The organism is Rhodococcus sp. Leaf247 (genome assembly GCF_001426185.1).
In the GTDB taxonomy this organism is placed as follows: Bacteria; Actinomycetota; Actinomycetes; order Mycobacteriales; family Mycobacteriaceae; genus Rhodococcoides.
The window spans coordinates 246,864-271,532 of record NZ_LMRP01000003.1; the positions used below are offsets into that span (position 1 = coordinate 246,864).

Below are 24,669 nucleotides of genomic sequence, written 5' to 3' on the forward strand. Positions count from 1 at the left end.
TCCGATGGGACTCGGCCGCACCGGCGTTCAGCAGATGGCCCACTTCGGCATGTTCACGGCCGACACGGACGGCCGCGATGTCGTCGCGGTGCATCCGCCGGTGGGCGACGCCGATCCGTCACCGATCCTGGGCAACGTCCCCGGATCGGTGACTCACCGAGCACGTGTGCGCCGCCCCTCGGTGCGGCGTGGGTGGCTCCAGAACGGACCGGGTCCGTCCACGGACCGTGGCAACGACTCCTTCGTCGAACTCGACTGGGACGAGTTCGTTCCCCTGCTGGCCGGCGAGTTGCGGCGCGTCATCGGTGAGCACGGCAACGAGGCCGTCTTCGGCGGCTCGTACGGATGGGGCAGCGCTGGTCGGTTCCATCACGCCCAGAGCCAGGTCCACCGATTCCTCAACACCCTGGGCGGCTACACGCGGTCGGTGGGCAGTTACTCGCTGGGGGCGACCGGCGCCATCATGCCGCGGGTCATGGGAACGCACTGGAAGATGTTCTCCCGCTCGACGTCCTGGGACGTCATCGCCGACCATACGGATCTGCTGGTGGCCTTCGGCGGTGTGCCGCTGAAGAACACCTCCGTCAACCACGGAGGCACCAGCAACCACCCGGCACGGGACGGACTCCAGCGGTTGCGGGCGCGCGGCGGACGCATCGTCAGCATCTCACCGATCCGCGACGACACCGACGGTGCGGCCGAGTGGATCGCGCCCGTCCCCGGATCCGACGTCGCGCTGATGCTGGGGCTCGCACACGTCCTCGCGTCGGAAAGCTTGCACGACACGGCCTTCCTGCAGCGCTACACCACCGGGTACGACCGCTTCGAGGACTATCTCCTGGGGCGGTCGGACGGCGTCGCGAAGTCGGCGCAATGGGCCGAGAGCGTCACCGGCGTGCCCGCGTCGGACATCGTCGACCTCGCCCGGCGGATGGCCCGGAGCACGACCCTCGTCTCGGTCACGTGGTCGCTGCAGCGGATCCGGCACGGTGAGCAGGCTCCGTGGATGGGCATCACCCTCGCGGCCATGCTCGGCGGGATCGGAGTCCCCGGAGCAGGATTCGGCCACGGCTACGGGTCGATGAACGAACCCGGAATCGGCCCGGTGCCCTACCCGTTGCCGACGCTTCCGCAGGGCCTCAATGCGGTGGCGTCATCCATCCCCGTCGCGGCGATCTCGGACATGTTGGAGAACCCGGGAGGATCGTTCGAGTTCGACGGTACGACGGGGACGTACCCGGACATCCGACTGGTGCACTGGGCGGGCGGGAACCCGTTCCACCATCACCAGGACATCGGTCGTTTCCGCCGCGCGCTCGGCCGACCCGACACGATCATCGTGCACGAGCCGTACTGGACACCGATGGCGCGTCACGCGGACTTCGTCGTTCCGTCGACCACCACTCTCGAGCGCGACGACCTCAGCTGCACGCGCAACGATCCGCTGTTGGTGGCGATGCAGGCGGCGGTGCCCGCCTTCGCCGACAGCAAGGACGACTACGACACCTTCACGCTGCTGGCCCGCGAACTGGGAGTCGAGTACGAGTTCACCGAGGGTCGGACGTCCGCGGACTGGCTCCGGCACCTGTACGAGCCGTGGCGGCGTTTCGTCCGCGACGCCGGCCGCGTCGAGCCGCCGACGTTCGACCGCTTCTGGTCCGACGGCTCCTTCCGGATGGACACCGAGGAGAACCTGACTCTGCTGTCGGACTTCCGCGACGACCCCGAGCGCGCGCCGCTGCGGACGCCCAGCGGTCGAATCGAGATCTTCTCCGCCGACATCGACGCCTTCGGGTACGACGACTGCGTCGGACATCCCGCCTGGTACGAACCCGACGAGTGGCTCGGTGGCTCACGCGCAGCGCAGTTCCCGTTGCATCTGATCGCGAACCAGCCGAAGACGCGACTGCACAGTCAGCTCGACCACGGCGCGGTCAGCATGGCGTCCAAGATCCAGGGCAGGGAACCCCTCCGCATGCACCCCGTGGATGCCGATCAGCGGGGACTCGTCGACGGCGATGTGGTCCGGGTGTTCACCGATCGGGGGTCGTGCCTGGCCGGTCTGATCGTCGACGACGCGATGCGGATACGCGTCGTCCAACTCTCCACCGGTGCCTGGTACGACCCGCTGGATCCGTCGGACCCGCGGTCGATGTGCGTGCATGGAAACCCGAACGTGTTGACGGCGGATCGCGGAACATCCTCGCTCGCACAGGGTTCCACCGGCCAGCACGTGCTCGTCGAGATCGAGAAGTGGACGGGCGAACTACCGCCCGTCCGCGCGCACGATCAGCCGACGTTCGTGCCGCGTCCTCAGAAGTAGACGCGACTGATCACCTGGGCGACCAGCGCAGGCTTGTCGACACCCTCGATCTCGATGGTCGAGTCGACGGTCATCTGGACGGCGTTGTTCGGAAGCGAGTCCGCCGCGGCCAGCACGGCGACCAGGCGCACGCGTGACCCGACGGCGACGGGATTGACGAAACGCACCTTGTTGCTGCCGTAGTTGACGCCCATCGTGGAGTTCTCCACCGTGTAGGTCTGCCACGACAACGCCGGCAGCAACGACAGAGTCAGGTAGCCGTGTGCGATGGGGCCGCCGAACGGGCTCTCCTTCGCAGCGCGCTCCGGGTCCACGTGGATCCACTGGTGATCGCCGGTGGCATCGGCGAACTGGTTCACACGCTCCTGGGTGATCTCCAACCAGTCGCTGGTGCCGATCGTCTCGCCGATGGCGGAGGTGATGTCGTCTGCAGAGGTGAAGGTACGCATGGAGCCGACAGTAGCGGCGGCGAGCCGTTCTGCACAGAACCGGTGCCGAGGCGGCACATTCGGCCCTGCGGGCCCGATTTGTGAGCAACGGCGGCGCAGTACGATGCGCCGATGACGCGACATCCGGAACCCACCGGCAGGCTCCACCGCACCGACACGGGCGTCGACCTCGAACTCCGGCGCACCTTCCGCGCACCGATCGACGATGTGTGGGCCAGTGTCACCGAGAGCGATCGGACCGCTCGCTGGTACGGGAGCTGGGAGGGTGAGGGCCGCGAGGGTGGCACGATCCGCGTGACGATGGGCTTCGAGGAGAACTCGCCGGTGTCCGACATGACGATCGTCGGCTGCCGGGCGCCGAACCATGTGGCCGTCGAGTCCGGCGGGTGGCACTTCGAGATCACCCTGGCGCAGACCGACGCCGTGACGACGCTGACGTTCGTCCACCACCTCGAGTCGGACGAGGGAATCGGCGACATCGGGCCGGGGTGGGAGTACTACCTCGACATGCTGGTGGCAGCGCGAGAGGACGGGCAGTTGCCGTCGTTCGACGACTACTACCCGTCCCAGAGCACGTACTACCTGTCGCTCTGACGACCTACTCGGACGGCGCCAGAGTCAGCGAGATGGAGTTGATGCAGTACCGCTGATCGGTCGGCGTCGGGTAACCCTCGCCCTCGAAGACGTGGCCCAGGTGACTGTGGCAGTTGCTGCACAGCACCTCCGTGCGCTTCATGCCCATCGAGCGGTCGACCTTCAGGATGACGGCGTCGGTGTCCTTGGGGTCGAAGAACGACGGCCAGCCGCAGTGCGACTCGAACTTCTCGGTGCTGCGGAACAGCTCGGCGTCGCATGCGCGGCACTTGTAGACACCCTCGGTGGTGGTGTCGGTGTATTCGCCGACGTACGGACGCTCGGTTCCGGCCTTGCGCAACACGGCGTACTCGGCGGCGCTCAGCTTCGTGCGCCACTCGTCGTCGGACAGCTCGTAGGTGGGCTTCTTCTCCGGTGCAGAACTCATGCCCCCACGCTAATGCGTGGGCGCGGACTCTGCCGTCGCCGCAGGTGACGGCGTCGCTGTGGTGGTCCGCGGCTGGTCGAGCAGGAACGCCGGATCGATGCCCTGATCGAGTCGGCCTTCCCGACGCGCGGTCAGGTAGCGGCCGAGCAGCACGGCGAAGACGACGATGATCAGCAACGACCATCCCCAGGTGGAGCGCAGGTACTCGATGGCGCGCCCGAACTCGGGGAATCTGCCCACCAGCCAACTGTCGTAGCTGAGGAATCCGTACACGGCCAACCACGCGGGCCAGTTCCGCATGACCGAGTTGCGCAGCACCACCGACATGATCAGCGGGAACAGCATCATCGAGTAGTACATCTGGCCGAGGGAGGTCAGCAGGAACGACGCGACCAGCAAGACCCCGCTGGCGGTGACGACGAAGAACAGCTCGTCGTGCCGGTAGTACTTCCACAGCAGCCACAGCGACACCAGCACCATCGCGGCGAAGACGGCGCGGAGCGCGAGGACGAGAATTGTCGGCAAGCCGTAGTAGAGGCCGTTCCCGACGATCGCGCTGTTGAAGTAGTCCCGCGACTCGAGCAGGTACGGCAGCGTGTGCGTGATGAAGGCGCCCGCGTCGACGGACAGCGGCAGTGCCAGCAGTGTCAGGACCAGCGGAATGCCGAGGGCCGTGACGAACACGCGCCACTCCTTGCGCACGAGCGGCAGGAGCAGCAGCGGTGCGAGAGTGGGTTTGACGGCGATCGTGAGCCCGATGGCGGCACCCGAGAGGTAGTAGCGACGCCGGAGCAGCAGCATCATGAACAGCACTTCGCCGAGCAGGATCAACCCGTTGACGTTGGTGAAGATGAGGGTGTTGGTGACGGTCTCGGTCGAGAACGCCGCCAACAAGACGACAGGCGCGGCGACGGACGACAGGCTCAGCTCGAACATGCGCAGCAGTAGGTACAGCGCGACGACGACCGCAAGGGCGTTGACGCCGATGAACATCCACCGGGAGCGCTCCGGATCCAGAATCGCGAGAGGTGCGATGACCAGCGTTCCGCTCGGTGGATAGAGGTAGTGCGGGTCCACCGAGTCGAAGTTCGCGGTGTACACCTCGCGACGGTTCAGGAAGGCGAACGCCGCGTTGTAGACCGGACGGAAGTCGTCGGTGATGTTGCCGTTGACGGCTTTGACGATCACGCGATTGAGGACCGTCAGGATGGCGATGGGCCACAACGCGAAGCGGATCACCTGGGCGGTGGTCTCACCGGTTCGCGGCTCGAGATGACGGAACGACACCCGGAGACGGTACCCCGGCCGCTAGGCCGGACACGCATTCCCGCCTCCCGGCAAGTCGCCCGAGGCCAGGTACGAACCGACGGCGGAACGCCCGCACCCCGAGCCCACCGTGACGGGGTGACCGATGCCGTCCCACGTCACCGTCGTCGTCGCCGCACCGGCGGCCCCCAGCGCTCCGGTGACGGCCGGCAGCGGTTCGGTTCCGGTGATCGCGTCCGCGGTTCCGCTGAGAACGAGGACCGGCACACCGATCGTCGACGGAACGGGCGGGGGATTCGTGGCCGGCCATGCCGAGCAGGTGAGCAGGTCCAGTGCTGCGGTCGCACCGAACGCGGGATACTGCCCGGCCCAGGACGACTGGAGCTCACGGACGCGATCGGGCGCCGGCCACTGCTGCCCGTCGGTGCAGACGCTGACGAAGTGGCCGTCGGTCTCGGTGAACGAGCGCACCAGGTTCACGGTGTCGTCCAGAGCGGCGATGTTGCCGGCGAGAGCGCCCGCGACAGTGTCGGATGCCGTCCGGATGAGCGCCGCGGAGTCCCCGGACGACGGATACGACAGCAGGTGGACGACGGCCTCGCGGACGGTCGCTCCCGACAGCGGGGCGAGTTCGCCCGCGTCGGCCCGCCGGAAGAGTTCGACCACCGACGCGCGGGGATCCGCACCGAGGGAACATCCGATCGCGGCGCAGCGGGTCGAGAACGCGGTCAGTGCAGCTTCCTCGCCGCGCACCGTCTGTTCGGCGGAACTGACGGCGTCGGTGACCACGCTGGTGGGGGAGTCGAGCACCAGTCTGGCGACGTGATCGCCGTAGGCGGCCGTGTAGGCCAGTGCGACCAGCGCACCGTTGCCCGACCCGAGCAGCGACAGCGCCCGTACGCCCCACGCTTCGCGGAGCGCCTCGAGGTCATCGGCACTGTTGGTGGTCGCGAAGATCAGCGCCTCCGGAAGGAGGAAGTCGGTACACGCGATCGTTGCGTCGCGGGCGAGCGTCGCCACGCGGTCGGCGGGATCGGTGCCGGGGGAGAACTGGCCCAGATCGAACAGCGCGTCGCGCGTCGAGGACAGCCCCGAGTAGCAGTCGAACGGCGCGGAGTTGCCGATCCCGCGGCGGTCGACGCCGACGATCGGGTGCGTGGCCAGCAGCGACGAGTCGGGCTGAGCCGCAATAGCCGCGATGTCTGCCGACGACGGTCGATCGGTACCCGAGGTGTAGACCAGCGGGACCGCGTCCGCCGGTGTCGAGGACAGGCGCACACGGACTGCGGACAGCTCGAACGTGCCGTCGGACGCGACGTTCCGGTCGATGGGCGCTGCGAACGTCGCGCAGTCCACGACGACTCCAGCCGCCGCCACGACACCGTAGGAGCCCGTCGTCCTCGCTGTGCAGTCCGACCAGTTCAGGTCCGTGATCGGTGCCTCGAGCGGCAACGGTTCGGCATCGGCGGGGGCCGAGTCCGACGACGGCACGGCGCCACCCGTCGAACCGCCTTCGACCGCGACGTCCGGCCGCGTCGACGGGCCGGCGCCACATGCTGCGGCGACGACACCGACCATCACCACGACGGCCAGTCGCCCCCCGACACTCGACAGCTGCATGACGCCAGAGTGCCATCCCCGGCGGACATTCCGATCGTTCGAGGTCACGACGTGCGGTTACTCACCCATCGGACCAGCATCGTGCCGTCGTCGTCGACGAGGATGTGCGCGGGAAGCATGGGCCGATCGACAGCACTGTCCGATGTGGACACTCGTCCTGCAGATCCCGCCGCCATGGTGGGCGACGTCGTGATGCAGAGCTCGTCGACCACGTCGGCCTCGAGAAGTGAGCCGAACAGTCCGGGCCCGCCCTCGCACAGCACCCGGTACAGGCCCAGCTCGTCGAGCATGGACTTCACCGCGTGTCCGGACAGTGTCTCGCCGCCCCGCACCACCGTCACCCCAGCGTCGGTCAGTGCGCGGACGCGATCCTCGGGTGCGTCGGACGTGGTCAGCACGATCGGGGGCACCTCGGCATCGGTGACGACGGCCGCCGTCGGATCGACGTTGGCCGAGCCCGTCACCACCACCACGGGCGGGACCGGTTGCTGGCCACGTGCCACACGCGCTGCGCGCACCTCGTCGCTCACGACCACCCCGCCGTAGTTCTCCGCGGAGACGGTGCCGGAGCCCACCAGCACCGCGTCGGCCAATCCGCGGAGCGCGGTGAAGACCGCCTTGTCCGCGTCGGTGCCCAGGCCGCCGGACACGCCGTCCTGAGACACCGCTCCGTCGATGCTGGCCACGAAGTTCACCCTGATCCACGGCGTGCCCGGGTCCGTCGGGTAGGCGTAGAGCTCCACCAGATCGTCACTGTTCACTGTGAGGTAGGTCCCATTATCGATACGCTGCACAAAAGCCATCACACCACGTCGTTAACCTCTTTCCATGCCGGAACGTCTCGTCGATCGCAATCCCGTGGTGCCCGCCGATCAGCTGATCGCACAGATGGTGCCGCCGGCCATGTTCGACGACGTCAGTTTTGCGTCCTATATCCCGGACCCGAACGAGCCCACGCAGGCGGAAGCCGTCGCGAAGGCGGAGGAGTTCGCCGGCAAGGTGGCGAAGATCCGCTCGGGTGGCAAGCGTGGCCTGTTCGGTAAGAAGACGCCTGCATCGGGCGCCGGTCTGTACCTCGACGGCGGCTTCGGCGTCGGTAAGACGCACCTTCTCGCGTCGATCTTCCACGCGTCGCCGGAGCCCAAGGCGTTCGGAACCTTCGTCGAGCTGACTCACGTCGTCGGCGCCCTCGGATTCACCAAGGCGCTGGACGAACTGTCGGGCCACAGCGTCCTGTGCATCGACGAGTTCGAACTCGACGATCCGGGCGACACCATGCTGGTCTCCCGTCTGCTCACCGAGCTGGCGTCGAAGGGCGTGTCCATCGTCGCGACCTCCAACACGCTTCCCGGCCAGCTGGGCGAGGGTCGGTTCGCCGCCCAGGACTTCCTCCGGGAGATCAAGAAGCTCGGCTCGATCTTCGAGTCCATTCGCGTCGACGGTCCGGACTACCGTCACCGCGATCTGCCGCCCGCCCCCGATCCGATGGCGGCCGACCGGATCGAGGCCGCCGCGGCGGCGGTCGAAGGCTCCACGCTCGACGACTTCGACGAGCTGGTGAAGCATCTCAGCACACTGCATCCGTCCCGTTACGGCAAGCTCATCGAGGGTGTCACGGGGGTGTTCATCGAGAACGTGCACGCCGCGCCCGACCAGTCGGTGGCCCTGCGACTCGTCGTCCTCGCCGACCGTCTGTACGACGCCGGAACGCCGGTCACCGTGTCCGGAGCGAAGCTCGACGAGCTGTTCACCGAGGAGATGCTGCAGGGCGGCTACCGCAAGAAGTACCTGCGCGCGACGTCCCGACTCCTCGCCCTGTCGAGGTTCGCGTCCGTCTGATCAGTCGAGCACACGCTGCATGACGAAATCCTCGTGCAGCACCGCGCCGAGAGCGAATCTCTTCTCGCCGACCTGCTCGAACCCGTTGCGGCGGTAGAACTTCAGGGCTCGGAGATTCTGCTGGTTGACACCGAGCCACAAGGCTCGCCGACCGAGGTCCCGGGTCACCTGCACGGCCGAGTCCATCAGTGCTGCCGCGATTCCCGACCCGTGTTCGGCCGAGTCGACGTACAGCTTGCTCACCTCGACCGACGGTGTGACCGTCAGCGACGACACCACGTCCGGGTCCGTAGGAGCCGCGGAGACCAGCATCGTGTACCCGACCGGACCGTCGTCTCCGCGTACGACGGTGACGATGCGGTCCGGATCCTCGAGGTACGTACCGAACGCTGCCTCGGACAACACCGTCGCGACGAAGTGATCGATGTCCTCGGGGAGCGTGCCGGGCGGACACGCCAGAGGGAAGGTGCGCGCCGCCAACGCTGCGAGGGCTGTCAGGTCCGCTGCGGTCGCCGCCGACGCGACGGGTGGCATCGTCACGCCGATTCGTTGTGGAGCGCGTGGGCCCGATCCTCGACGCCGATCGCGTCCACATAATCCTTGGCCTGCCGCAGCGGCATCCCGGTGCTCTTCTGCAGCAGTGCCATCGCCTGTGCGGGCTTCTTGGCCTGCACCAGCGCGGCGGCCGCCGTACGAGTGTCGGGGTCGACCGGATGGCGGTCGGCAGCCACGTCCAGTCGAGCGGAACGAGTGCGGTGACGCAGGGCGAACCACGTGATGACGACGGCCAGGTCGATGATCACGAGTGCGACCACGAACCATCCCCAACTAGGCATGGGAACAGTCAATCACCAACGACGGGGGAGCCGACCCGGTTCGGCGGATCGCCACCGTCCGCACCGTTGTGTCTTCGGCCTCCGTCACCGCCGAGACGTGTCGTTCGCAACACCGGAGCCGTCCGGGCGCGCAGGATGGGACACGACCCGAGGGAAGGACAGACATGACCGAGCAGATGACGGCGCAGTACTTCACCGGACGTGTCGACCGCGTGAAGGCGGCCATCCAGACGGCTGTGGACGAGGCCGGCGCCTACGGCAGCGATCAGCTGGTGGCCGATTTCGAGTGGATCCAGTACGCGCACGACCACGTTCACGTGACCGAACGGGACGGCGTCGAGTACGTCGACGATCAGGCAGCCACCCGACACGTGGACGAGTTGTTCGAGCGATATCGGGTGGGCTGAACGCACGAAAACGCCCCCTTCCGAAGAAGGGGGCTTTTCGATGTGGTGCGCGATACTGGGATTGAACCAGTGACCTCTTCCGTGTCAGGGAAGCGCTCTCCCGCTGAGCTAATCGCGCGGGACCCGGTGCCGGGTAACGAGGTGGAGACGGGAATCGAACCCGTGTGCACGGCTTTGCAGGCCGTTGCCTCACCACTCGGCCACTCCACCGTGGTGACGAAAGCCCTGTGAACCGGGATTTCGATACCCTCGAGCGGACGACGGGATTCGAACCCGCGACCCCAACCTTGGCAAGGTTGTGCGCTACCAGCTGCGCCACGTCCGCACACTCCTCGGCTGCGTTTCCGCCTCCGTGGTGCGGTTCGAAACATTAGCCCACGTCGCCCGGAAGTCACAAATCCGCTGTTCACACCGTGTTTCCCTGGCGTCACACCAGTCACGCCCATCGGTCACCGAGCCGGCTGCGGTCCGTGTTGGGAGCACTTCCACCGACGTGTTACCGTTTCTCCTCGTTCGGCGCTCACGCAGGCCGTACGGTCCCGTGGCTCAGTGGAAGAGCGTCCCGTTCACACCGGGAAGGTCGCTGGTTCGAACCCAGCCGGGACCACACATCGGAAGGCCCCCGCCACACGGCGGGGGCCTTCCGTCATCTCCGGCCCGCCGCGTCCCGGCCCCCGCGGACGTCGCCCCGGTTAAAGTGGCCCGGTGAGTACCGACGACGCACCTTCACGCGAGGCCGCTACCCCCGCCCGAGCCTCCCGCGACGAGGAGCGCAGCCGTTACCGCGAATTCCGGGACGGCATTGCCGCCCGACCGGGGGCGGACCGGATCTACCGCATCGTGGTCGGAGTCGTCGGCACGATCGTTCTCCTCCTGGGCATCGTGGCAATTCCGTACCCCGGACCGGGCTGGCTGATCGTCTTCGCCGGTCTCGGCATTCTCGCCTCGGAATTCGCGTGGGCGAAGAAGGTCCTCCGCTGGGTGCGTGTGCGATACGACGCGTTCATGGAATGGTTCGGACGTCAGAACCTGGTCGTCAAGGGGATCGGCCTTCTCTTCACGGTGGCCGTCGTGCTGGCGACTCTGTGGCTCCTGGGCGCACTGGAACTGGTGGCCGGGTGGGTCGGCCTGGACTGGGCGTGGCTGCAGAGTCCGCTCTGAGTCACGTCTCGGACGTGGTGTCCGCAACGGGCCACGCCCTTCCGTGGACGGTCGGCCTGATGACGGTCGACCCACCCGACGCTCGACGCCTCGGCGACCCGGACACCGTCGACGCTGCCCTCGCGCGTGCCGCACGGAGATGGCCCGACGTGTCGGCCACGACGTGCGCGACGTTGTGGTGGTACGGCTCGAGTTCGACCCTCGCTCTCGTCGTCGCGTCACAGCTTCTCGTCACGGGAAAGTGCATCGATCCGGGCGCGTCCGTGTCCACGGTGTCGATCGGCGGTACGGGAACTCTCGAGGCGGTGACGTCCTCGTCGATCGTGGACGCGGTCGATGCGCCCGACGCACTGGCGGACGTCGTCGATCTCGTCGTCCGCACGCTCTGTGCCCGCGTGCCGGGACTGTCGGCGCCGAGCCTGTGGGCCGTCGCGTCGGACTCCGTGGCGAATCGCACGCTCGATGCCGTCTCCGCGCTGGGGCGGATCGAGGACGCGTCACCGCTGATCGCGTCGTTGACCTCGAGGCCGCGCGCGCAGCGGTTCCCGGAGCCCCGGCTGGTCGATGTGACACGCGACGGGAGCGTCACGCCGGCCGACGACGGGCCCCCCGCGGCGGGCACCAGGCGGTTCCTGCGGCGGAGTTCGTGCTGTCTCGTCTTCGAGGCGGGGGAGTCGATGTGCACGAGTTGCCCGCGTCGTACACCGGCAGATCGCGCCCACCGGTGGTCCGCCCTCGTCGGGTGAGGTATCTGGCGTGTCGGTCCTCCCGATACGCTGTCATCGACAACTCTCTCGTCCTCCCACCCCACACCAGGAGCGCATCACCGTGAGCATGCCCGATTCCGCTGTCCTCGCACCCCGCATCCGCGTGGCCGCAGGGACGACCGCCGGAACGGCGTTGCGCGACACCGGCCTCCCCAACAAGGGTCCCGACGCCATCGTCGTGGTGCGTGACGAGGACGGCCGTCTCCGCGATCTGTCCTGGGCGCCGGAGCAGGACTGCGAGGTCGAGCCCGTTCGCGCGGACAGCGAGGACGGCCGCGGCGTGATCCGTCACTCCGCCGCCCACGTGCTGGCCCAGGCTGTGCAGGAGATGTTCCCGTCGGCGAAGCTCGGTATCGGTCCGCCCATCGAGAACGGCTTCTACTACGACTTCGACGTCGAGAATCCGTTCACCCCGGAGGACCTGACCAAGCTCGAGAAGAAGATGAAGCAGATCATCAAGAGTGGTCAGCGCTTCTCCCGCCGGGTCTACGACTCGCTCGATGCCGCGAAGGCCGAGTTGGCCGACGAGCCGTACAAGCTGGAACTGGTGGACGACAAGGGCTCGGTGGACGACCCGGAGGTCATGGAGGTGGGCGGCGGCGAGCTGACCGCCTACGACAACTTGAATCCGCGTACCGGAGATCGTGAATGGGGCGACCTCTGCCGTGGCCCGCACGTTCCCACCACGAAGTACATCCCGGCCTTCAAGCTCACCCGCAGCTCGGCCGCGTACTGGCGCGGCGATCAGTCGAAGTCAGACCTGCAGCGCGTCTACGGCACCGCGTGGGAGTCGCAGGAGGCCCTGGACGCCTACCTCGAGCTGCTCGCGGAGGCCGAGCGTCGCGACCACCGCAAGCTGGGATCCGAACTCGACCTGTTCAGCTTCCCCGACGAGTTGGGATCCGGCCTGCCGGTCTTCCATCCGAAGGGCGGCATCGTCCGCAAGGAGCTCGAGGACTACTCGCGCCAGCGGCACGTCGAGCAGGGCTACGAGTTCGTCTACTCACCGCACATCACCAAGAGCACGCTGTACGAGGTCTCGGGTCACCTGGACTGGTACAAGGACGGCATGTTCCCCGCGATGCATCTCGACGCGGAACTGGCCGAGGACGGCACGGTGCGCAAGCCCGGCCAGGACTACTACCTCAAGCCGATGAACTGCCCGATGCACAACCTGATCTTCGACTCCCGCGGCCGCTCGTACCGCGAACTTCCGTTGCGGCTGTTCGAGTTCGGGTCGGTCTACCGCTACGAGAAGTCGGGCGTCATCCACGGCCTGACCCGTGTGCGCGGTATGACGCAGGACGACGCTCATATCTACTGCACTCGCGAGCAGATGCACGAGGAGCTCACGAACACGCTGAACTTCGTGCTCGGCCTGTTGAAGGACTACGGCCTCGACGACTTCTATCTCGAGCTCTCCACCCGTAACCCCGACAAGTCCGTCGGCTCCGACGAGGTGTGGGAAGAAGCGACGACCACACTCGCCGAGGTGGCCACCGCGTCCGGTCTGCACCTCGTGCCGGATCCGGGCGGCGCCGCGTTCTACGGTCCGAAGATCTCGGTGCAGGCCAAGGATGCCCTCGGCCGCACCTGGCAGATGTCCACCATCCAGCTGGACTTCAACCTTCCGGACCGTTTCGGCCTCGAGTACACCGGCAGCGACGGCGTCAAGACGCGTCCGGTGATGATCCACCGCGCGCTCTTCGGTTCGATCGAGCGCTTCTTCGGTGTCCTCACCGAGCACTACGCGGGCGCGTTCCCGGCGTGGCTCGCCCCCGTGCAGGTCGTGGCCATTCCGGTGGCCGAGGCGTACGAGGATCACCTGTTCACCGTCGTGGCGGCGCTGAAGAAGGCCGGCCTTCGCGCCGAGGTCGACGCGGGCGACGACCGGATGCAGAAGAAGATCCGCAACCACACCACCCAGAAGGTGCCGTTCATGCTCCTCGCCGGGCAGAACGACGTCGACGCCGGCGCGGTCAGCTTCCGCTTCCGCGACGGCACCCAGATCAACGGAATCCCCGTCGACCAGGCCGTGACCGCGTTGACCGAGTGGGTGGCTGCTCGCCGCAACGAGTCGCCGACCGCAGAGATCTTCGGCGGCGCATTCCCGGCCGGGGGCGACGAAGGATGAGTACCGAGGACACCGACGGCGCCATCGTCGACACCGGTGCAGGGGACGCGGATCGGCTGCAGCGTCTGTGGTCGCCGCACCGGATGACCTACATCGCGACGGCGCCGAAGACCGACGACAAGATGGCGTCGGAACCCTTCACGCAGATCCCGACCCTCGACGACGAGGACGGGCTGATCGTGGCGCGCGGTGAGCACGTGTACGCGGTGCTCAACCTCTACCCGTACAACCCGGGCCACCTGATGGTCGTGCCGTACCGACGTGTGGCCGACCTAGAGGAACTCACGGCCGAGGAGAGCCTCGAGCTGATGCAGTTCACGCAGCACGCCATCCGCACCATCAAGCGGGTGTCGCGCCCGCACGGGTTCAACGTCGGGCTCAATCTCGGTGCGCCGGCCGGCGGTTCGCTGGCGGAACACCTGCACCAGCACGTCGTCCCGCGGTGGGGCGGAGACGCCAACTTCATCACCGTGATCGGCGGCGCCAAGATCATGCCCCAGTTACTACGAGACACGCGCGCGCTGCTGGCCGACGCCTGGAAGGACTGACGCCGACGTGCTGAGCATCTTCGGTAGGGCCTCCGCGTCCAAGGTCACCGCACCTCTGGGTCGCGCCCTCAACAGCACCGGGCTCACCCCCGACTCCGTCACCATCATCGGCACGGTCGCCAGTGTCGCCGCCGCGGTCACACTGTTCCCCATGGATCACCTGTTCGTCGGGACGCTCGTGATCTGGCTGTTCGTCATGTTCGACATGCTGGACGGGGCCATGGCGCGAGCACGCGGCGGCGGAAGCAAGTACGGCGCAGTGCTGGACGCCACCTGCGATCGTGTGGCGGACGGCGCCATCTTCGCCGGTCTCTCGTGGTGGGCGATCTATCACCAGAACGACCGCCCGTTGCTGGTGGCCATGCTGGTCTGCCTGGTCACCTCTCAGGTCATCTCGTACGCCAAGGCTCGTGCCGAGGCCAGCGGGCTCACCGCCGACGGTGGTCTCATCGAGCGCCCCGACAGGCTCGTCATCGTCCTGGTCGGGTCGGGACTGACCGGCATCGGACAGCTCGCAGGCCTGGAGTGGCTCGAGTACGCGCTTCCCGTCGCCACCTACTTCCTGGCGGTAGCGAGCATCGTCACGGTGTTCCAGCGGGTGCTTGCAGTCCGCAACTCACCGGGTGCTCGGGACGTCATCCCGATCCGGACCGATGCCAACCGGATCGAGCCGGACAGCTCGGCTGGATGAGTCTGTCCGAGCGGGCCGGGGCCGCGGGATACATCGCCGGGTGGCGCGTCGTCCGGGCACTGCCCGAGGGCGTCGCGACCCGGTTGTTCGATGCCGGCGCCGATCTCGCGGCGCGGCGGAACGGCGGCCCGGATCAACTGCGTCGTAACCTCGCTCGCGTCCTGGGGACCACTCCGGAGAACGTCCCGGACGAGCTCATCCGTGCCTCGGTGCGCTCCTACGCGAGGTACTGGCGCGAGGCGTTCCGGCTTCCGTCCATGGACCTGGCCGCGCAGGCCGCGTCGATCGACGATGCGGTGGTGGGCCAGGAATACCTGGACGCGGCGCTGGCCACGGGTCGAGGCGCGATCCTCGCGCTGCCCCACAGCGGGAACTGGGACATGGCCGGAGTGTGGTTGACCAGAACCCGTGGTCAGTTCACGACCGTCGCGGAGCGCTTGAAGCCGGAATCCCTGTACCGACGTTTCGTCGAGTACCGCGAATCCCTGGGCTTCGAGATCTTCCCGCTGAGCGGCGGCGAGCGGCCTCCGTTCGAGCAGCTGTCCGAACGTCTGCGCGACGGCAAGGTGGTCTGCCTGCTCGGTGAACGCGACCTCGCGCGACACGGCGTACCGGTGACCTTCTTCGGCGAGCCGACGCGGATGCCCGCCGGACCGGCGCGACTCGCCATCGACACCGGGGCGGCCCTTCTCCCTGTGCACTGCTGGTTCACCGAGGACGGGTGGGGCTTCTCCATCGAGCCGCCGGTGGACGTGTCCGGCGGTGTCGAGAAGGCCACCCAGTCGCTCGCGGATCGGTTCGCGGCCAACATCTCCCGTCATCCCGCCGACTGGCACATGCTCCAGCCGCTGTGGTGGTCGGACCTCTCGCAAGGACGGCGCGATCGTATGACCGGCGAGGCGCAGCGGTGAAGATCGGCATCGTCTGTCCCTACTCGTTCGACGTGCCCGGCGGAGTGCAGGCGCACGTCGCCGAGTTGGCCGAAGTCCTGATCCAGCGCGGTCACAAGGTGAGTGTGCTGGCGCCCGCGAGCGACGAGACGGCCCTGCCGGACTTCGTCGTCTCCACCGGGAAAGCGTTGAGCTTCCCGTACAACGGCTCGGTGGCGCGACTGGCGTTCGGGCCGGTGACCTACACCCGTATCCGGGCGTGGATCGAGAAGGGCGAGTTCGAGGTCCTGCACATCCACGAGCCCAACGCACCCAGCCTGTCGATGCTCTCGCTCAAGATCGCCGACGGTCCCATCGTCGCCACGTTCCATGCGTCGACGACGAAATCGTTGCTGCTCAGCACCTTCCAAGGTGTTCTCAGGCCGTACCACGAGAAGATCGCGGGCCGGATCGCCGTCTCCGAGCTGGCGCGTCGGTGGCAGGTGGAAGCCCTGGGGTCCGACGCGGTCGAGATTCCCAACGGTGTGCACGTACCCGCATTCGCGACTGCCCCGGTGCTGCCGGGTTACCCGCGGCCGGGCCGCACGCTGGTCTTCATCGGACGCTACGACGAGCCCCGCAAGGGCATGCAGACCCTGCTTGCCGCGCTGGGCCCGATCGCTGCTCGGTTCCCCGATGTCGAGGTCCTCGTCGTCGGACGGGGCGACCAGCAGAAGCTGTGCAAGGAGGCCGGTGACCTGGCGAAGCATTTCCGCTTCCTCGGCCAGACCACCGATGCGGAGAAGGCGTCGGCGCTGCGCAGTGCCGACATCTACTGCGCGCCCAACACCGGCGGGGAGTCGTTCGGCATCGTGCTGGTCGAAGCCATGGCGGCCGGCGCTCCCGTCGTCGCCAGCAATCTCGACGCGTTCCGCCGCGTCCTCCGGGACGGCAAGGCAGGTGTGCTGTTCCCGGTCGGTGACTCCGAGGCCATGGCCGACGCCGTCATCCGGGTGCTCTCGGACGACGACGAACGGGCGGAGCTGGTGCGGCAGGCGAGCAGGACGGCAGTCACGTACGACTGGCCGGTCGTCGCCGAGCAGATCGTGCGCGTCTACGAAACCGTTGCCGTGCCCGGCCGGACCGTGAAGGTGATCGACTGATGTCTGCGTCGTTCTGGGTCGTCACGGCACTCGTGGTGCTGCTCGTGCTGGTGCTTCTCGTGGCGTTCTGGGCGTACTCCACGGCGCGCCGACTCGACCGCCTCCACGTCCGGTCGGACCGGTCCTGGCAATCCCTCGAGTCCGCCCTCGCTCGCCGCTCCGTGGTCACCAGGGCTGTCGCCGCCGCGCTCGACGCTCCCGGCTCCGTCGAGAGTCGCACGCTCACCCAGTTGGCGGACCGCGCCGAGAGGGCGAAGCGGGCCGATCGCGAGCGTGCCGAGAACGCGGTGTCGGTCGCTTTGGGACGCGTCGATCTGGCTCGACTCAACCCTCAGATGATCTCCGAGCTCGCCGACGCCGAAGCGCGCGTTCAGATCGCCCGTCGTTTCCACAACGACGCCGTCCGCGACACCCTCGCGCTGCGGTCACGTCGGCCGGTACGGCTGCTCCGCCTCGGCGGGACGGCGCCGATGCCTACCTACTTCGAGATCACCGAGAGCGAGACCGCCGACGACGACGTCGATTCGGCGTCGACACGGACATCGGCGCGGGTCGTCCTCCTGGACGGGCGCGGACGGGTGTTGTTGCTGCGCGGTCACGACCCTGCGGTTCCCGACGTGCACTTCTGGTTCACCATCGGCGGCGGGGTGGAAGTAGGGGAGACGCTGCGGGACGCGGCAGTCCGCGAGCTGCAGGAGGAGACCGGTCTGATCGCTTCGGCCGAGGATCTGCGCGGACCCATGTGGCGCCGCACCGCGACGTTCGCCTTCGACGGTGTCGTCATCCGCTCGGAGGAACTGTTCTTCGCGCTGCGCGCGGAGGCGTTCGAACCGGTTCGGACGGGCTTCACCGAGCTCGAGCGACGCGTCGTCACCGGGCACAGATGGTGCACGTCCGACGACATCCGTGCGCTCGCGTCGTCTGGCGACGCGGTGTATCCGCGGGCGATGGCGGAACTGCTCGACGAGGCCGACACCGTGCTGGCGTTGCGGACGGACCCGGACGTCCGCGCCATCCACTGACCTGCTGTGACACCGGCCATAGTGGGCCAGTGTGGATCAAGTGGTTATCGCGAGAAGGTCCAGCGCGAGCCTAGGCTCGCGGTGCACTCGTTCCCGCACGTCTGAGGAGAATCTCGTGACCACCGTTGCCGTCCCCACATCCGAGCAGAACGGTTCCACACCGTCCACCGGCACCGCCCGCGTCAAGCGAGGCATGGCCGAGATGCTCAAGGGCGGCGTCATCATGGACGTCGTCACCGCTGATCAGGCGAAGATCGCCGAGCAGTCCGGTGCCGTGGCCGTCATGGCTCTCGAACGCGTGCCTGCCGACATCCGCGCCCAGGGTGGCGTCTCCCGGATGTCCGACCCGGACATGATCGACAGCATCATCTCCTCTGTCAGCATCCCCGTCATGGCCAAGGCACGTATCGGCCACTTCGTCGAGGCGCAGATCCTGCAGAGCCTCGGTGTCGACTACGTCGACGAGTCCGAGGTCCTGACCCCGGCCGACTACGCCAACCACATCGACAAGTGGAAGTTCACCGTTCCGTTCGTCTGTGGTGCGACCAACCTGGGTGAGGCGCTGCGACGCATCACCGAGGGCGCGGCGATGATCCGGTCCAAGGGCGAAGCCGGCACCGGCGACGTCTCCAACGCAACGACCCACATGCGCACGCTGCGCGACCAGATCCGTCACCTGACATCGTTGCCCGAGGACGAGCTGTACGTCGCGGCGAAGGAGCTGCAGGCTCCCTACGATCTGGTCGTCGAGGTCGCCCGCAACGGCAAGCTCCCCGTCACCCTGTTCACCGCAGGCGGCATCGCCACTCCCGCGGACGCCGCGATGATGATGCAGCTCGGCGCCGAGGGTGTCTTCGTCGGATCCGGCATCTTCAAGTCCGGGAACCCGGAGCAGCGCGCCGCCGCCATCGTCAAGGCCACCACGTTCTTCGACGACCCGGATGTGCTGGCCAAGGTCTCGCGTGGTCTCGGCGAGGCCATGGTCGGCATCAACGTCGACGAGATCCCGCAGCCGCACCGTCTCGCCGAGCGCGGGTGGTGATCTGACACCACCGTCACTCGACCCCGCGAGTACGTCCGAAGTGTCGTGACGCGACCTGGATTAACGACGATATCGGCGTACTCGCGGGCGTGAAGGGGTGACGTAGGTCAACGCTCGACCAACAGCGCCGGCCGGTCGGGGTGATCCATCTTCACCTCGATGTCGGCGGGCTCGGACTGTGCCGCGTGCGTCGTCAGCGCGGGCACCGTCCACCGCTGGTTCTCGGGTGTGAGTCTCGACGCCGTCCGCTCCGTGAGCGTGGCGGCGACGGTCAGGTCGAACTCCAGACCCCGGCCCAGCAGCATCGGCCCGGCGACCAGGATCACCTGGTTCTCGGAGGCGTCGACCATCGAGACGCGTGCGGAGCGGTCGGTGCGCTCGTCCCAGATCGCCGGTAGCCAGCGGCCGTGACGTCTCAGCGACTCCAGGACTTCACGACGCAACCCGTCGTAGTCGAACCACATGGTGCGATACGACAGTTCGTCCTCGTGGCCGTACTCGAGGCGGAGCGACGCCGGCCGAACCCACCCGTGCAGCGAGATCACGGCGGCCGCGCGCCCCGAGGCCCGCAGGCGTCCGGACACGTTGTCCGCCAGGGTGATCGGCGATGCCGCGTCGGCACCGTCCACGGCGACGACGCATCGTCCCTCGAGTGTGGCGATGCGGTCGACGACGAGGTCCACCACCGCGTCGGGAGTCGTGGGGGAGAAGCGGGGCACGGTCTCGATCCTGCCCGACGCAATGCCTCCACCCCCCGCGAGTACGGCCGAAGTGTCGTTCAGGGGGCCGATTCTGCGACACTTCAGCCGTACTCGCGGGGCAGGGCACGTCTGCGCCGACCGGAAAGGGTGATCATGGCGGGCATCGAAGAGATCCTCGAACTCGAACGCATCGAGAACGACATCTATCGCGGGAGCTCCATTCCCAGCCAACTGCAGCGGACATTCGGTGGCCAGGTGGCAGGGCAGTCGTTGGTGTCGGCGGCCAAGACGGTGGACGCGTCGTTCCGGGTGCATTCGCTGCACGGATACTTCCTGCGCCCCGGAAACCCCAACGAACCTACGGTGTTCACGGTGGACCGTGTCCGCGACGGCCGTTCCTTCGCCACGCGGCGGGTCACCGGCGTCCAGGACGGCAAGGCGATCTTCACGATGTCGGCGTCGTTCCACGTCGAGGACGAGGGCATCGAGCATCAGGACCGCATGCCCGACGTGATGGGCCCCGAGGATCTCCCCGACGTCGCCGAGGACGAAGCGTTGCGTCAGAAGATGTTCTACAAGGAGTGGAATCGGTGGGACGTCCGTCTCGTGCCGCACGACAAGATCGCCCGCAGCTCGAATCTGGCGGCGCAGCAGCAGGTCTGGATCCGCTACCGGGATCCGCTCCCCGACGACCAGGTCTTCCACGTGTGCGCCCTGGCCTACATGTCGGACATGACACTGCTGGGCTCGGCGAAGGTCCCACACGAGGACGTCGCGACACAGACGGCCTCCCTCGACCATGCGCTGTGGTTCCTGCGGCCGTTCCGCGCCGACGAGTGGCTGCTCTACGACCAGACGTCCCCGTCCGCCGGCCTCGGTCGTGCGCTCACCCAGGGCAGGATCTACGACCGCGCCGGCCGCATGGTCGCCGCCGTCACGCAGGAGGGCCTGATGCGGTACGACCGCTCGGCGCAGCACACTCCCGGCCTCGAGACGACGCGGTGACCCGGCCCCTCATCGGAGTTCTCGCCCTGCAGGGCGACGTCCGTGAACACCTCGAGGCGCTGACCGCGTCGGGCGCGGACGCGGTGACGGTCCGTCGGCCGGAGGAACTGGCCGCCGTCGACGGTCTGGTGATCCCGGGTGGGGAATCGACCACCATGGGCAAACTGCTCCGGATCTTCGACCTCCTCGACCCCGTCAGGGAACGGCTCGCGGCAGGAATGCCGGCGTACGGCTCGTGCGCGGGGATGATTCTGCTGGCGTCCGACATCCTCGACACCACCGCCGACGCGGTGCACCTGGACGGTCTCGACATGACGGTGCGTCGCAACGCCTTCGGCCGACAGGTCGACTCGTTCGAGACCGATCTCGCCATGACCGGCATCGACGGCGACCCGATCCGCGCCGTGTTCATCCGAGCTCCCTGGGTCGAGCGCGTGGGAGACGACGTCGAGGTCCTGGCCACGGTTCCGGACGGGCCCGCGGCCGGCCGCGTCGTCGCCGTCCGCCACGGAGCCGTGCTCGCGACGTCCTTCCACCCGGAGGTCACGGGAGACCGACGAGTGCACGCGCTGTTCGCCGACATGGTGCGGGAGCGAAGAACCCTGTCCACGCCCGCGTAAGCTGGGCACGTTCTCTGCCGGTACGAAAGGGGCTATTGCCGATGAGCGGCCACTCCAAATGGGCGACCACGAAGCACAAGAAGGCTGTCGTCGACGCCCGCCGATCGAAGTCCTTCGCCAAATTGGTGAAGAACATCGAGGTCGCCGCGCGCACGGGTGGTGGTGACCCCGTCGGTAACCCCACGTTGTACGACGCCATCCAGAAGGCGAAGAAGACCTCGGTCCCCAACGACAACATCGAGCGCGCACGCAAGCGCGGCGCCGGTGAAGAAGCGGGCGGAGCCGACTGGCAGACCATCATGTACGAGGGCTACGGGCCCAACGGTGTCGCCGTCCTCATCGAGTGCCTCACCGACAACCGCAACCGCGCGGCAGGCGAGGTCCGTGTCGCGATGACCCGCAACGGCGGCAACATGGCCGACCCGGGTTCCGTGTCGTACCTGTTTTCCCGGAAGGGCGTCGTCACGCTCGAGAAGAACGGTCAGTCCGAGGACGACGTCCTGATGGCCGTGCTCGACGCGGGCGCCGAGGAGGTCAACGACAACGGGGACACCTTCGAGGTGGTCTCCGAGCCGACCGACCTGGTGGCCGTGCGCACCGCGCTGCAGGAGGCGGGCATCGACTACGACTCCGCCGAGGCCAGCTTCCAGCCGTCTGTCAGCGTGCCCGTCGACGTCGACGGAGCGCGTAAGGTGTTCAAGCTGATCGACGCGCTCGAGGACAGCGACGACGTGCAGAACGTGTGGTCGAACGTCGATCTGTCAGACGAGGTGCTCGCGCAGCTCGACGAGGACTGACTCCAGCGCGCCGCACGCACACGCCCGCTTCTCGCCGCTAGGGTATCGAACAACAGTTCGTAGGTTGGTCGAATCCGGTGAGGGAGTGGGCGTTGCGTGTCATGGGAGTCGATCCGGGACTCACTCGGTGCGGGTTGAGCCTGGTCGAGTCCGGTGCCGGTAGGGCCGTCACCGCGCTCGACGTCGACGTGGTGCGTACTCCCTCGGACATGGACCTCGCCCAACGCCTGCTCCTGATCGCCGAGTCCGCCGAGTACTGGTTGGACACTCACAAGCCCACCGTGGTCGCGGTGGAGCGGGTGTTCTCCCAGAACAACGTGCGGACCGCCATGGGTACTGCCCAGGCCGGGGGAGTGATCGCGCTGGCCGCGGCCCGCCGTGGGATCCCCGTCGCCTTTCACACGCCTTCGGAAGTCAAGGCAGCGGTCACCGGGAACGGCACCGCCGACAAGGCGCAGGTCACGGCCATGGTCACGCGCATTCTGGGAATGCAGCAGGCACCGAGGCCTGCCGATGCCGCCGACGCTCTCGCGTTGGCCATCTGTCATTGCTGGCGCGCCCCGATGATGGCCCGGATGGCGGCCGCGGAGGCGCAGGCGGCCGCCGCGAAGGCGTCGTACGAGAAGAAACTGAAACAGCAACGCGCCGCGGTTCGCGCCGGCGCGAAGACGGGAGTGCAGCCGCGATGATCAGCTCGATACGAGGCGACGTCCTCGAGATCGCACTCGATCACGCCGTCGTCGAGGCGGCCGGGCTGGGTTACCGCGTCAACGCGACACCCGCGACACTTGCCGGCCTGACCCGCGGCACCGAGGCACGTCTCGTCATCTCGATGATCGTCCGCGAGGACTCGATGACGCTGTACGGATTTGCCGACGCCACCTCGCGCGACCTCTTCGGCCTCCTACAGACGGTGTCGGGCGTCGGTCCGCGCCTGGCGATGGCGGTGCTCGCGGTTCTCGAGCCCGACGCGTTGCGTTCCGCGCTGACGGACGGCAACGTGACGGCGCTGATGCGAGTCCCCGGTATCGGCAAACGCGGCGCCGAGCGGCTCGTCGTGGAGTTGCGCGACAAGGTGGACGCCGTGGTGTCGGCACCAGGTGGGTCCTCGGTGTCCGGGCCGTCGGCCGGACCGGTGCGGGATCAGGTGGTCGAGGCACTGCTCGGTCTCGGCTTCCCCGCGAAGCAGGCAGAGCCTGCGGTGGACGCCGTGTTGGCGGAGGACCCGACGACGGGAACTGCGCAGGCGTTGCGAGCGGCTCTGGTGAGTCTGGGTAGGTCGCGGTGACCGATCAGAACTGGACGGACGACGGTGACGACTCCCTGGTGACCGCGGAGGTCGTTCCGGACGACGGCGACCTCGATGCCAGCCTCCGCCCGAAGTCTCTCGACGACTTCATCGGGCAGCCCCGCGTGCGGGAACAGCTGCAACTCGTCCTGCAGGGGGCTACTCAGCGAGGCAGTACACCCGACCACATCCTCCTGTCCGGTCCGCCCGGACTGGGGAAGACCAGTATGGCGATGATCATCGCGGGGGAGCTCGGGTCCGCGCTGCGGCTCACCTCCGGTCCGGCGCTGGAGCGCGCCGGTGACCTCGCGGCCATGCTGAGCAATCTGGTCGAGGGCGACGTGTTGTTCATCGACGAGATCCATCGCATCGCACGGCCGGCAGAAGAGATGCTGTACCTGGCGATGGAGGACTTCCGGGTCGACGTCGTCGTCGGCAAGGGGCCCGGTGCCACGTCGATTCCGCTCGACGTCGCGCCGTTCACCCTCGTCGGCGCCACCACCAGGTCGGGAGCTCTGACGGGGCCGCTGCGCGACCGCTTCGGCTTCACCGCACACATGGACTTCTACGACGCGCGCGAGCTCCAGCGCATCATCACCCGATCCGCCGGGATTCTCGGTGTGCGTGTCGACGTCGACGCGTCCGCCGAGATCGCAGGCCGTTCGAGGGGCACTCCGCGCATCGCCAACCGCCTGCTCCGCCGCGTCCGCGACTACGCGGAAGTACGCGCCGACGGAGTGGTGACCCTGGAGGTCGCACGGGCTGCTCTCGAGGTCTACGACGTCGACGAGCTCGGCCTGGACCGACTCGACCGCGCGGTCCTCGGCGCCCTGGTCCGCAGCTTCGGCGGCGGACCCGTCGGTGTCTCGACGTTGGCCGTCGCGGTCGGGGAGGAGCCCGCGACGGTCGAAGAGGTGTGCGAGCCGTATCTGGTCCGTGCCGGCATGATCGCCCGGACTCCGCGTGGGCGCGTGGCGACTGCCGCTGCCTGGGAGCGCATGGGTCTGACTCCTCCGCCGGACCTCGCGGTCGGCGGCATCTCCGTGCGGACGAACGAGCCGCAACGCACCCTTTTCGACGAGAGCTGACCGGCCACCTAT

The 24,669-nt window shown here is 67.8% G+C and carries 27 protein-coding genes and 4 tRNA genes; 20 read left to right on the forward strand and 11 right to left on the reverse strand.

Features of this window, described 5'->3' with window-relative positions; genetic code table 11:
* Positions 1–4 precede the first annotated feature (4 nt).
* Positions 5–2,323: a molybdopterin-dependent oxidoreductase gene (locus ASG64_RS16465; protein WP_056074667.1), complete on the forward strand. Its 2,319-nt coding sequence runs from the start codon at positions 5–7 to the stop codon at positions 2,321–2,323.
* Here the strand turns inward: ASG64_RS16465 and ASG64_RS16470 are convergent.
* Positions 2,314–2,772: a MaoC family dehydratase gene (locus ASG64_RS16470; RefSeq protein ID WP_042572675.1), complete on the reverse strand. Its 459-nt coding sequence runs from the start codon at positions 2,770–2,772 to the stop codon at positions 2,314–2,316. The two genes, ASG64_RS16465 and ASG64_RS16470, sit on opposite strands and share 10 nt — an antisense overlap.
* Positions 2,773–2,883: 111 nt before the next feature.
* On the opposite strand from ASG64_RS16470, the gene ASG64_RS16475 reads away from it, so the two are divergent.
* Positions 2,884–3,366 carry an SRPBCC family protein gene (locus ASG64_RS16475; protein ID WP_056074668.1) on the forward strand — a complete coding sequence of 161 codons (483 nt, stop codon included), beginning with the start codon at positions 2,884–2,886 and terminating at the stop codon, positions 3,364–3,366.
* 4 nt (positions 3,367–3,370) lie between these two features.
* Here ASG64_RS16475 and msrB read toward each other — a convergent pair whose 3' ends face one another.
* Genes msrB through ASG64_RS16495 form a run of 4 tightly spaced genes read right to left on the reverse strand, consistent with a single transcriptional unit; the run spans position 3,371 to position 7,473 of the window.
* Entirely contained in the window at positions 3,371–3,793 is a 423-nt protein-coding gene (gene msrB, locus ASG64_RS16480; protein WP_042572677.1) for a peptide-methionine (R)-S-oxide reductase MsrB, read from the reverse strand.
* A 9-nt stretch (positions 3,794–3,802) separates the two neighbouring features.
* On the reverse strand, positions 3,803–5,080 hold the full coding sequence (locus ASG64_RS16485; protein ID WP_056074670.1) for a glycosyltransferase family 87 protein: 1,278 nt from the start codon (positions 5,078–5,080) through the stop codon (positions 3,803–3,805).
* Positions 5,081–5,101: 21 nt separating this feature from the next.
* Positions 5,102–6,679, reverse strand: coding sequence for an alpha/beta hydrolase (locus ASG64_RS16490; RefSeq protein ID WP_056074672.1), 1,578 nt, complete (start codon positions 6,677–6,679; stop codon positions 5,102–5,104).
* A 44-nt stretch (positions 6,680–6,723) separates the two neighbouring features.
* Positions 6,724–7,473, reverse strand: a complete 750-nt coding sequence (locus ASG64_RS16495) for a pyrimidine reductase family protein (protein WP_082518557.1) — start codon at positions 7,471–7,473, stop codon at positions 6,724–6,726.
* 34 nt (positions 7,474–7,507) lie between these two features.
* Here ASG64_RS16495 and zapE point away from each other — a divergent pair, with 34 nt between their 5' ends.
* Positions 7,508–8,518 carry a cell division protein ZapE gene (gene zapE / locus ASG64_RS16500; protein ID WP_056074674.1) on the forward strand — a complete coding sequence of 337 codons (1,011 nt, stop codon included), beginning with the start codon at positions 7,508–7,510 and terminating at the stop codon, positions 8,516–8,518.
* Here zapE and ASG64_RS16505 read toward each other — a convergent pair whose 3' ends face one another.
* Positions 8,519–9,052 carry a GNAT family N-acetyltransferase gene (locus ASG64_RS16505; protein ID WP_056074675.1) on the reverse strand — a complete coding sequence of 178 codons (534 nt, stop codon included), beginning with the start codon at positions 9,050–9,052 and terminating at the stop codon, positions 8,519–8,521. It abuts the gene before it with no gap.
* A 2-nt stretch (positions 9,053–9,054) separates the two neighbouring features.
* A complete protein-coding gene (locus ASG64_RS16510; RefSeq protein WP_056074677.1) occupies positions 9,055–9,333 on the reverse strand; it encodes a hypothetical protein in 279 nt (92 codons plus the stop codon).
* Between the two features lie 185 nt (positions 9,334–9,518).
* Here ASG64_RS16510 and ASG64_RS16515 point away from each other — a divergent pair, with 185 nt between their 5' ends.
* Positions 9,519–9,761 carry a hypothetical protein gene (locus tag ASG64_RS16515; RefSeq protein ID WP_056074679.1) on the forward strand — a complete coding sequence of 81 codons (243 nt, stop codon included), beginning with the start codon at positions 9,519–9,521 and terminating at the stop codon, positions 9,759–9,761.
* Between the two features lie 43 nt (positions 9,762–9,804).
* Here ASG64_RS16515 and ASG64_RS16520 read toward each other — a convergent pair.
* The 3 genes from ASG64_RS16520 to ASG64_RS16530 form a co-directional block, all read right to left on the reverse strand.
* A tRNA-Val gene (locus ASG64_RS16520) sits at positions 9,805–9,879 on the reverse strand.
* A gap of 21 nt (positions 9,880–9,900) precedes the next feature.
* Positions 9,901–9,971, reverse strand: a tRNA-Cys gene (locus ASG64_RS16525).
* Positions 9,972–10,013: 42 nt separating this feature from the next.
* Positions 10,014–10,086, reverse strand: a tRNA-Gly gene (locus ASG64_RS16530).
* A 210-nt stretch (positions 10,087–10,296) separates the two neighbouring features.
* Here ASG64_RS16530 and ASG64_RS16535 point away from each other — a divergent pair.
* From ASG64_RS16535 to pdxS, 10 genes are all read left to right on the forward strand, one after another.
* A tRNA-Val gene (locus ASG64_RS16535) sits at positions 10,297–10,368 on the forward strand.
* 98 nt (positions 10,369–10,466) lie between these two features.
* Positions 10,467–10,922, forward strand: coding sequence for a TIGR02611 family protein (locus ASG64_RS16540; RefSeq protein ID WP_082043224.1), 456 nt, complete (start codon positions 10,467–10,469; stop codon positions 10,920–10,922).
* A complete protein-coding gene (locus tag ASG64_RS16545) occupies positions 10,901–11,668 on the forward strand; it encodes a (2Fe-2S)-binding protein (RefSeq protein WP_056074681.1) in 768 nt (255 codons plus the stop codon). Before ASG64_RS16540 ends, ASG64_RS16545 begins: the two co-directional genes overlap by 22 nt.
* Positions 11,669–11,756: 88 nt before the next feature.
* The gene (gene thrS / locus ASG64_RS16550) at positions 11,757–13,823 is read left to right on the forward strand and encodes a threonine--tRNA ligase (protein WP_056075113.1); all 2,067 of its coding nucleotides are present in this window, start codon (positions 11,757–11,759) and stop codon (positions 13,821–13,823) included.
* A complete protein-coding gene (locus tag ASG64_RS16555) occupies positions 13,820–14,371 on the forward strand; it encodes an HIT family protein (protein ID WP_042575949.1) in 552 nt (183 codons plus the stop codon). The genes thrS and ASG64_RS16555 overlap by 4 nt, the downstream gene beginning before the upstream one ends.
* Positions 14,372–14,378: 7 nt before the next feature.
* Positions 14,379–15,062 (forward strand): phosphatidylinositol phosphate synthase, encoded by a 684-nt coding sequence (gene pgsA, locus ASG64_RS16560; RefSeq protein ID WP_056074683.1) that lies wholly within the window; start codon positions 14,379–14,381, stop codon positions 15,060–15,062.
* The gene (locus tag ASG64_RS16565) at positions 15,059–15,973 is read left to right on the forward strand and encodes a phosphatidylinositol mannoside acyltransferase (RefSeq protein ID WP_056074685.1); all 915 of its coding nucleotides are present in this window, start codon (positions 15,059–15,061) and stop codon (positions 15,971–15,973) included. The genes pgsA and ASG64_RS16565 overlap by 4 nt, the downstream gene beginning before the upstream one ends.
* Positions 15,970–17,094: a glycosyltransferase family 4 protein gene (locus ASG64_RS16570; RefSeq protein WP_042575946.1), complete on the forward strand. Its 1,125-nt coding sequence runs from the start codon at positions 15,970–15,972 to the stop codon at positions 17,092–17,094. Before ASG64_RS16565 ends, ASG64_RS16570 begins: the two co-directional genes overlap by 4 nt.
* Positions 17,094–18,116, forward strand: coding sequence for an NUDIX hydrolase (locus ASG64_RS16575; RefSeq protein WP_056074686.1), 1,023 nt, complete (start codon positions 17,094–17,096; stop codon positions 18,114–18,116). The genes ASG64_RS16570 and ASG64_RS16575 overlap by 1 nt, the downstream gene beginning before the upstream one ends.
* Before the next feature lie 115 nt (positions 18,117–18,231).
* Entirely contained in the window at positions 18,232–19,158 is a 927-nt protein-coding gene (pdxS, locus tag ASG64_RS16580) for a pyridoxal 5'-phosphate synthase lyase subunit PdxS (protein ID WP_082043223.1), read from the forward strand.
* A gap of 107 nt (positions 19,159–19,265) precedes the next feature.
* Here the strand turns inward: pdxS and ASG64_RS16585 are convergent, their stop codons facing one another.
* Positions 19,266–19,877: a hypothetical protein gene (locus ASG64_RS16585; RefSeq protein ID WP_056074688.1), complete on the reverse strand. Its 612-nt coding sequence runs from the start codon at positions 19,875–19,877 to the stop codon at positions 19,266–19,268.
* A gap of 135 nt (positions 19,878–20,012) precedes the next feature.
* On the opposite strand from ASG64_RS16585, the gene ASG64_RS16590 reads away from it, so the two are divergent.
* From ASG64_RS16590 to ruvB, 6 genes are all read left to right on the forward strand, one after another.
* On the forward strand, positions 20,013–20,864 hold the full coding sequence (locus tag ASG64_RS16590; RefSeq protein WP_056075116.1) for an acyl-CoA thioesterase: 852 nt from the start codon (positions 20,013–20,015) through the stop codon (positions 20,862–20,864).
* Positions 20,861–21,484: a pyridoxal 5'-phosphate synthase glutaminase subunit PdxT gene (pdxT, locus tag ASG64_RS16595; protein ID WP_042575978.1), complete on the forward strand. Its 624-nt coding sequence runs from the start codon at positions 20,861–20,863 to the stop codon at positions 21,482–21,484. Before ASG64_RS16590 ends, pdxT begins: the two co-directional genes overlap by 4 nt.
* 41 nt (positions 21,485–21,525) lie before the next feature.
* Positions 21,526–22,281, forward strand: coding sequence for a YebC/PmpR family DNA-binding transcriptional regulator (locus tag ASG64_RS16600; RefSeq protein WP_027505225.1), 756 nt, complete (start codon positions 21,526–21,528; stop codon positions 22,279–22,281).
* Positions 22,282–22,373: 92 nt separating this feature from the next.
* On the forward strand, positions 22,374–22,970 hold the full coding sequence (ruvC, locus tag ASG64_RS16605; RefSeq protein WP_042575981.1) for a crossover junction endodeoxyribonuclease RuvC: 597 nt from the start codon (positions 22,374–22,376) through the stop codon (positions 22,968–22,970).
* Complete coding sequence (gene ruvA / locus ASG64_RS16610; RefSeq protein WP_056074689.1) at positions 22,967–23,569, forward strand: Holliday junction branch migration protein RuvA; 603 nt, start codon at positions 22,967–22,969, stop codon at positions 23,567–23,569. Before ruvC ends, ruvA begins: the two co-directional genes overlap by 4 nt.
* On the forward strand, positions 23,566–24,657 hold the full coding sequence (ruvB, locus tag ASG64_RS16615) for a Holliday junction branch migration DNA helicase RuvB (protein ID WP_056074691.1): 1,092 nt from the start codon (positions 23,566–23,568) through the stop codon (positions 24,655–24,657). Before ruvA ends, ruvB begins: the two co-directional genes overlap by 4 nt.
* Positions 24,658–24,669 lie beyond the last annotated feature (12 nt).

Excerpts from the sequence above, each read along its gene's own strand:
- ASG64_RS16465 (WP_056074667.1), top strand. The coding sequence starts at position 5 with ATGGGACTCGGCCGCACCGGCGTTCAGCAGATGGCCCACTTCGGCATG.
- ASG64_RS16470 (WP_042572675.1), bottom strand. The coding sequence starts at position 2,772 with ATGCGTACCTTCACCTCTGCAGACGACATCACCTCCGCCATCGGCGAG.
- ASG64_RS16475 (WP_056074668.1), top strand. The coding sequence starts at position 2,884 with ATGACGCGACATCCGGAACCCACCGGCAGGCTCCACCGCACCGACACG.
- msrB (WP_042572677.1), bottom strand. The coding sequence starts at position 3,793 with ATGAGTTCTGCACCGGAGAAGAAGCCCACCTACGAGCTGTCCGACGAC.
- ASG64_RS16490 (WP_056074672.1), bottom strand. The coding sequence starts at position 6,679 with ATGCAGCTGTCGAGTGTCGGGGGGCGACTGGCCGTCGTGGTGATGGTC.
- zapE (WP_056074674.1), top strand. The coding sequence starts at position 7,508 with ATGCCGGAACGTCTCGTCGATCGCAATCCCGTGGTGCCCGCCGATCAG.
- ASG64_RS16505 (WP_056074675.1), bottom strand. The coding sequence starts at position 9,052 with ATGCCACCCGTCGCGTCGGCGGCGACCGCAGCGGACCTGACAGCCCTC.
- ASG64_RS16515 (WP_056074679.1), top strand. The coding sequence starts at position 9,519 with ATGACCGAGCAGATGACGGCGCAGTACTTCACCGGACGTGTCGACCGC.
- thrS (WP_056075113.1), top strand. The coding sequence starts at position 11,757 with ATGCCCGATTCCGCTGTCCTCGCACCCCGCATCCGCGTGGCCGCAGGG.
- ASG64_RS16555 (WP_042575949.1), top strand. The coding sequence starts at position 13,820 with ATGAGTACCGAGGACACCGACGGCGCCATCGTCGACACCGGTGCAGGG.
- ASG64_RS16565 (WP_056074685.1), top strand. The coding sequence starts at position 15,059 with ATGAGTCTGTCCGAGCGGGCCGGGGCCGCGGGATACATCGCCGGGTGG.
- ASG64_RS16575 (WP_056074686.1), top strand. The coding sequence starts at position 17,094 with ATGTCTGCGTCGTTCTGGGTCGTCACGGCACTCGTGGTGCTGCTCGTG.
- ASG64_RS16590 (WP_056075116.1), top strand. The coding sequence starts at position 20,013 with ATGGCGGGCATCGAAGAGATCCTCGAACTCGAACGCATCGAGAACGAC.
- ASG64_RS16600 (WP_027505225.1), top strand. The coding sequence starts at position 21,526 with ATGAGCGGCCACTCCAAATGGGCGACCACGAAGCACAAGAAGGCTGTC.
- ruvA (WP_056074689.1), top strand. The coding sequence starts at position 22,967 with ATGATCAGCTCGATACGAGGCGACGTCCTCGAGATCGCACTCGATCAC.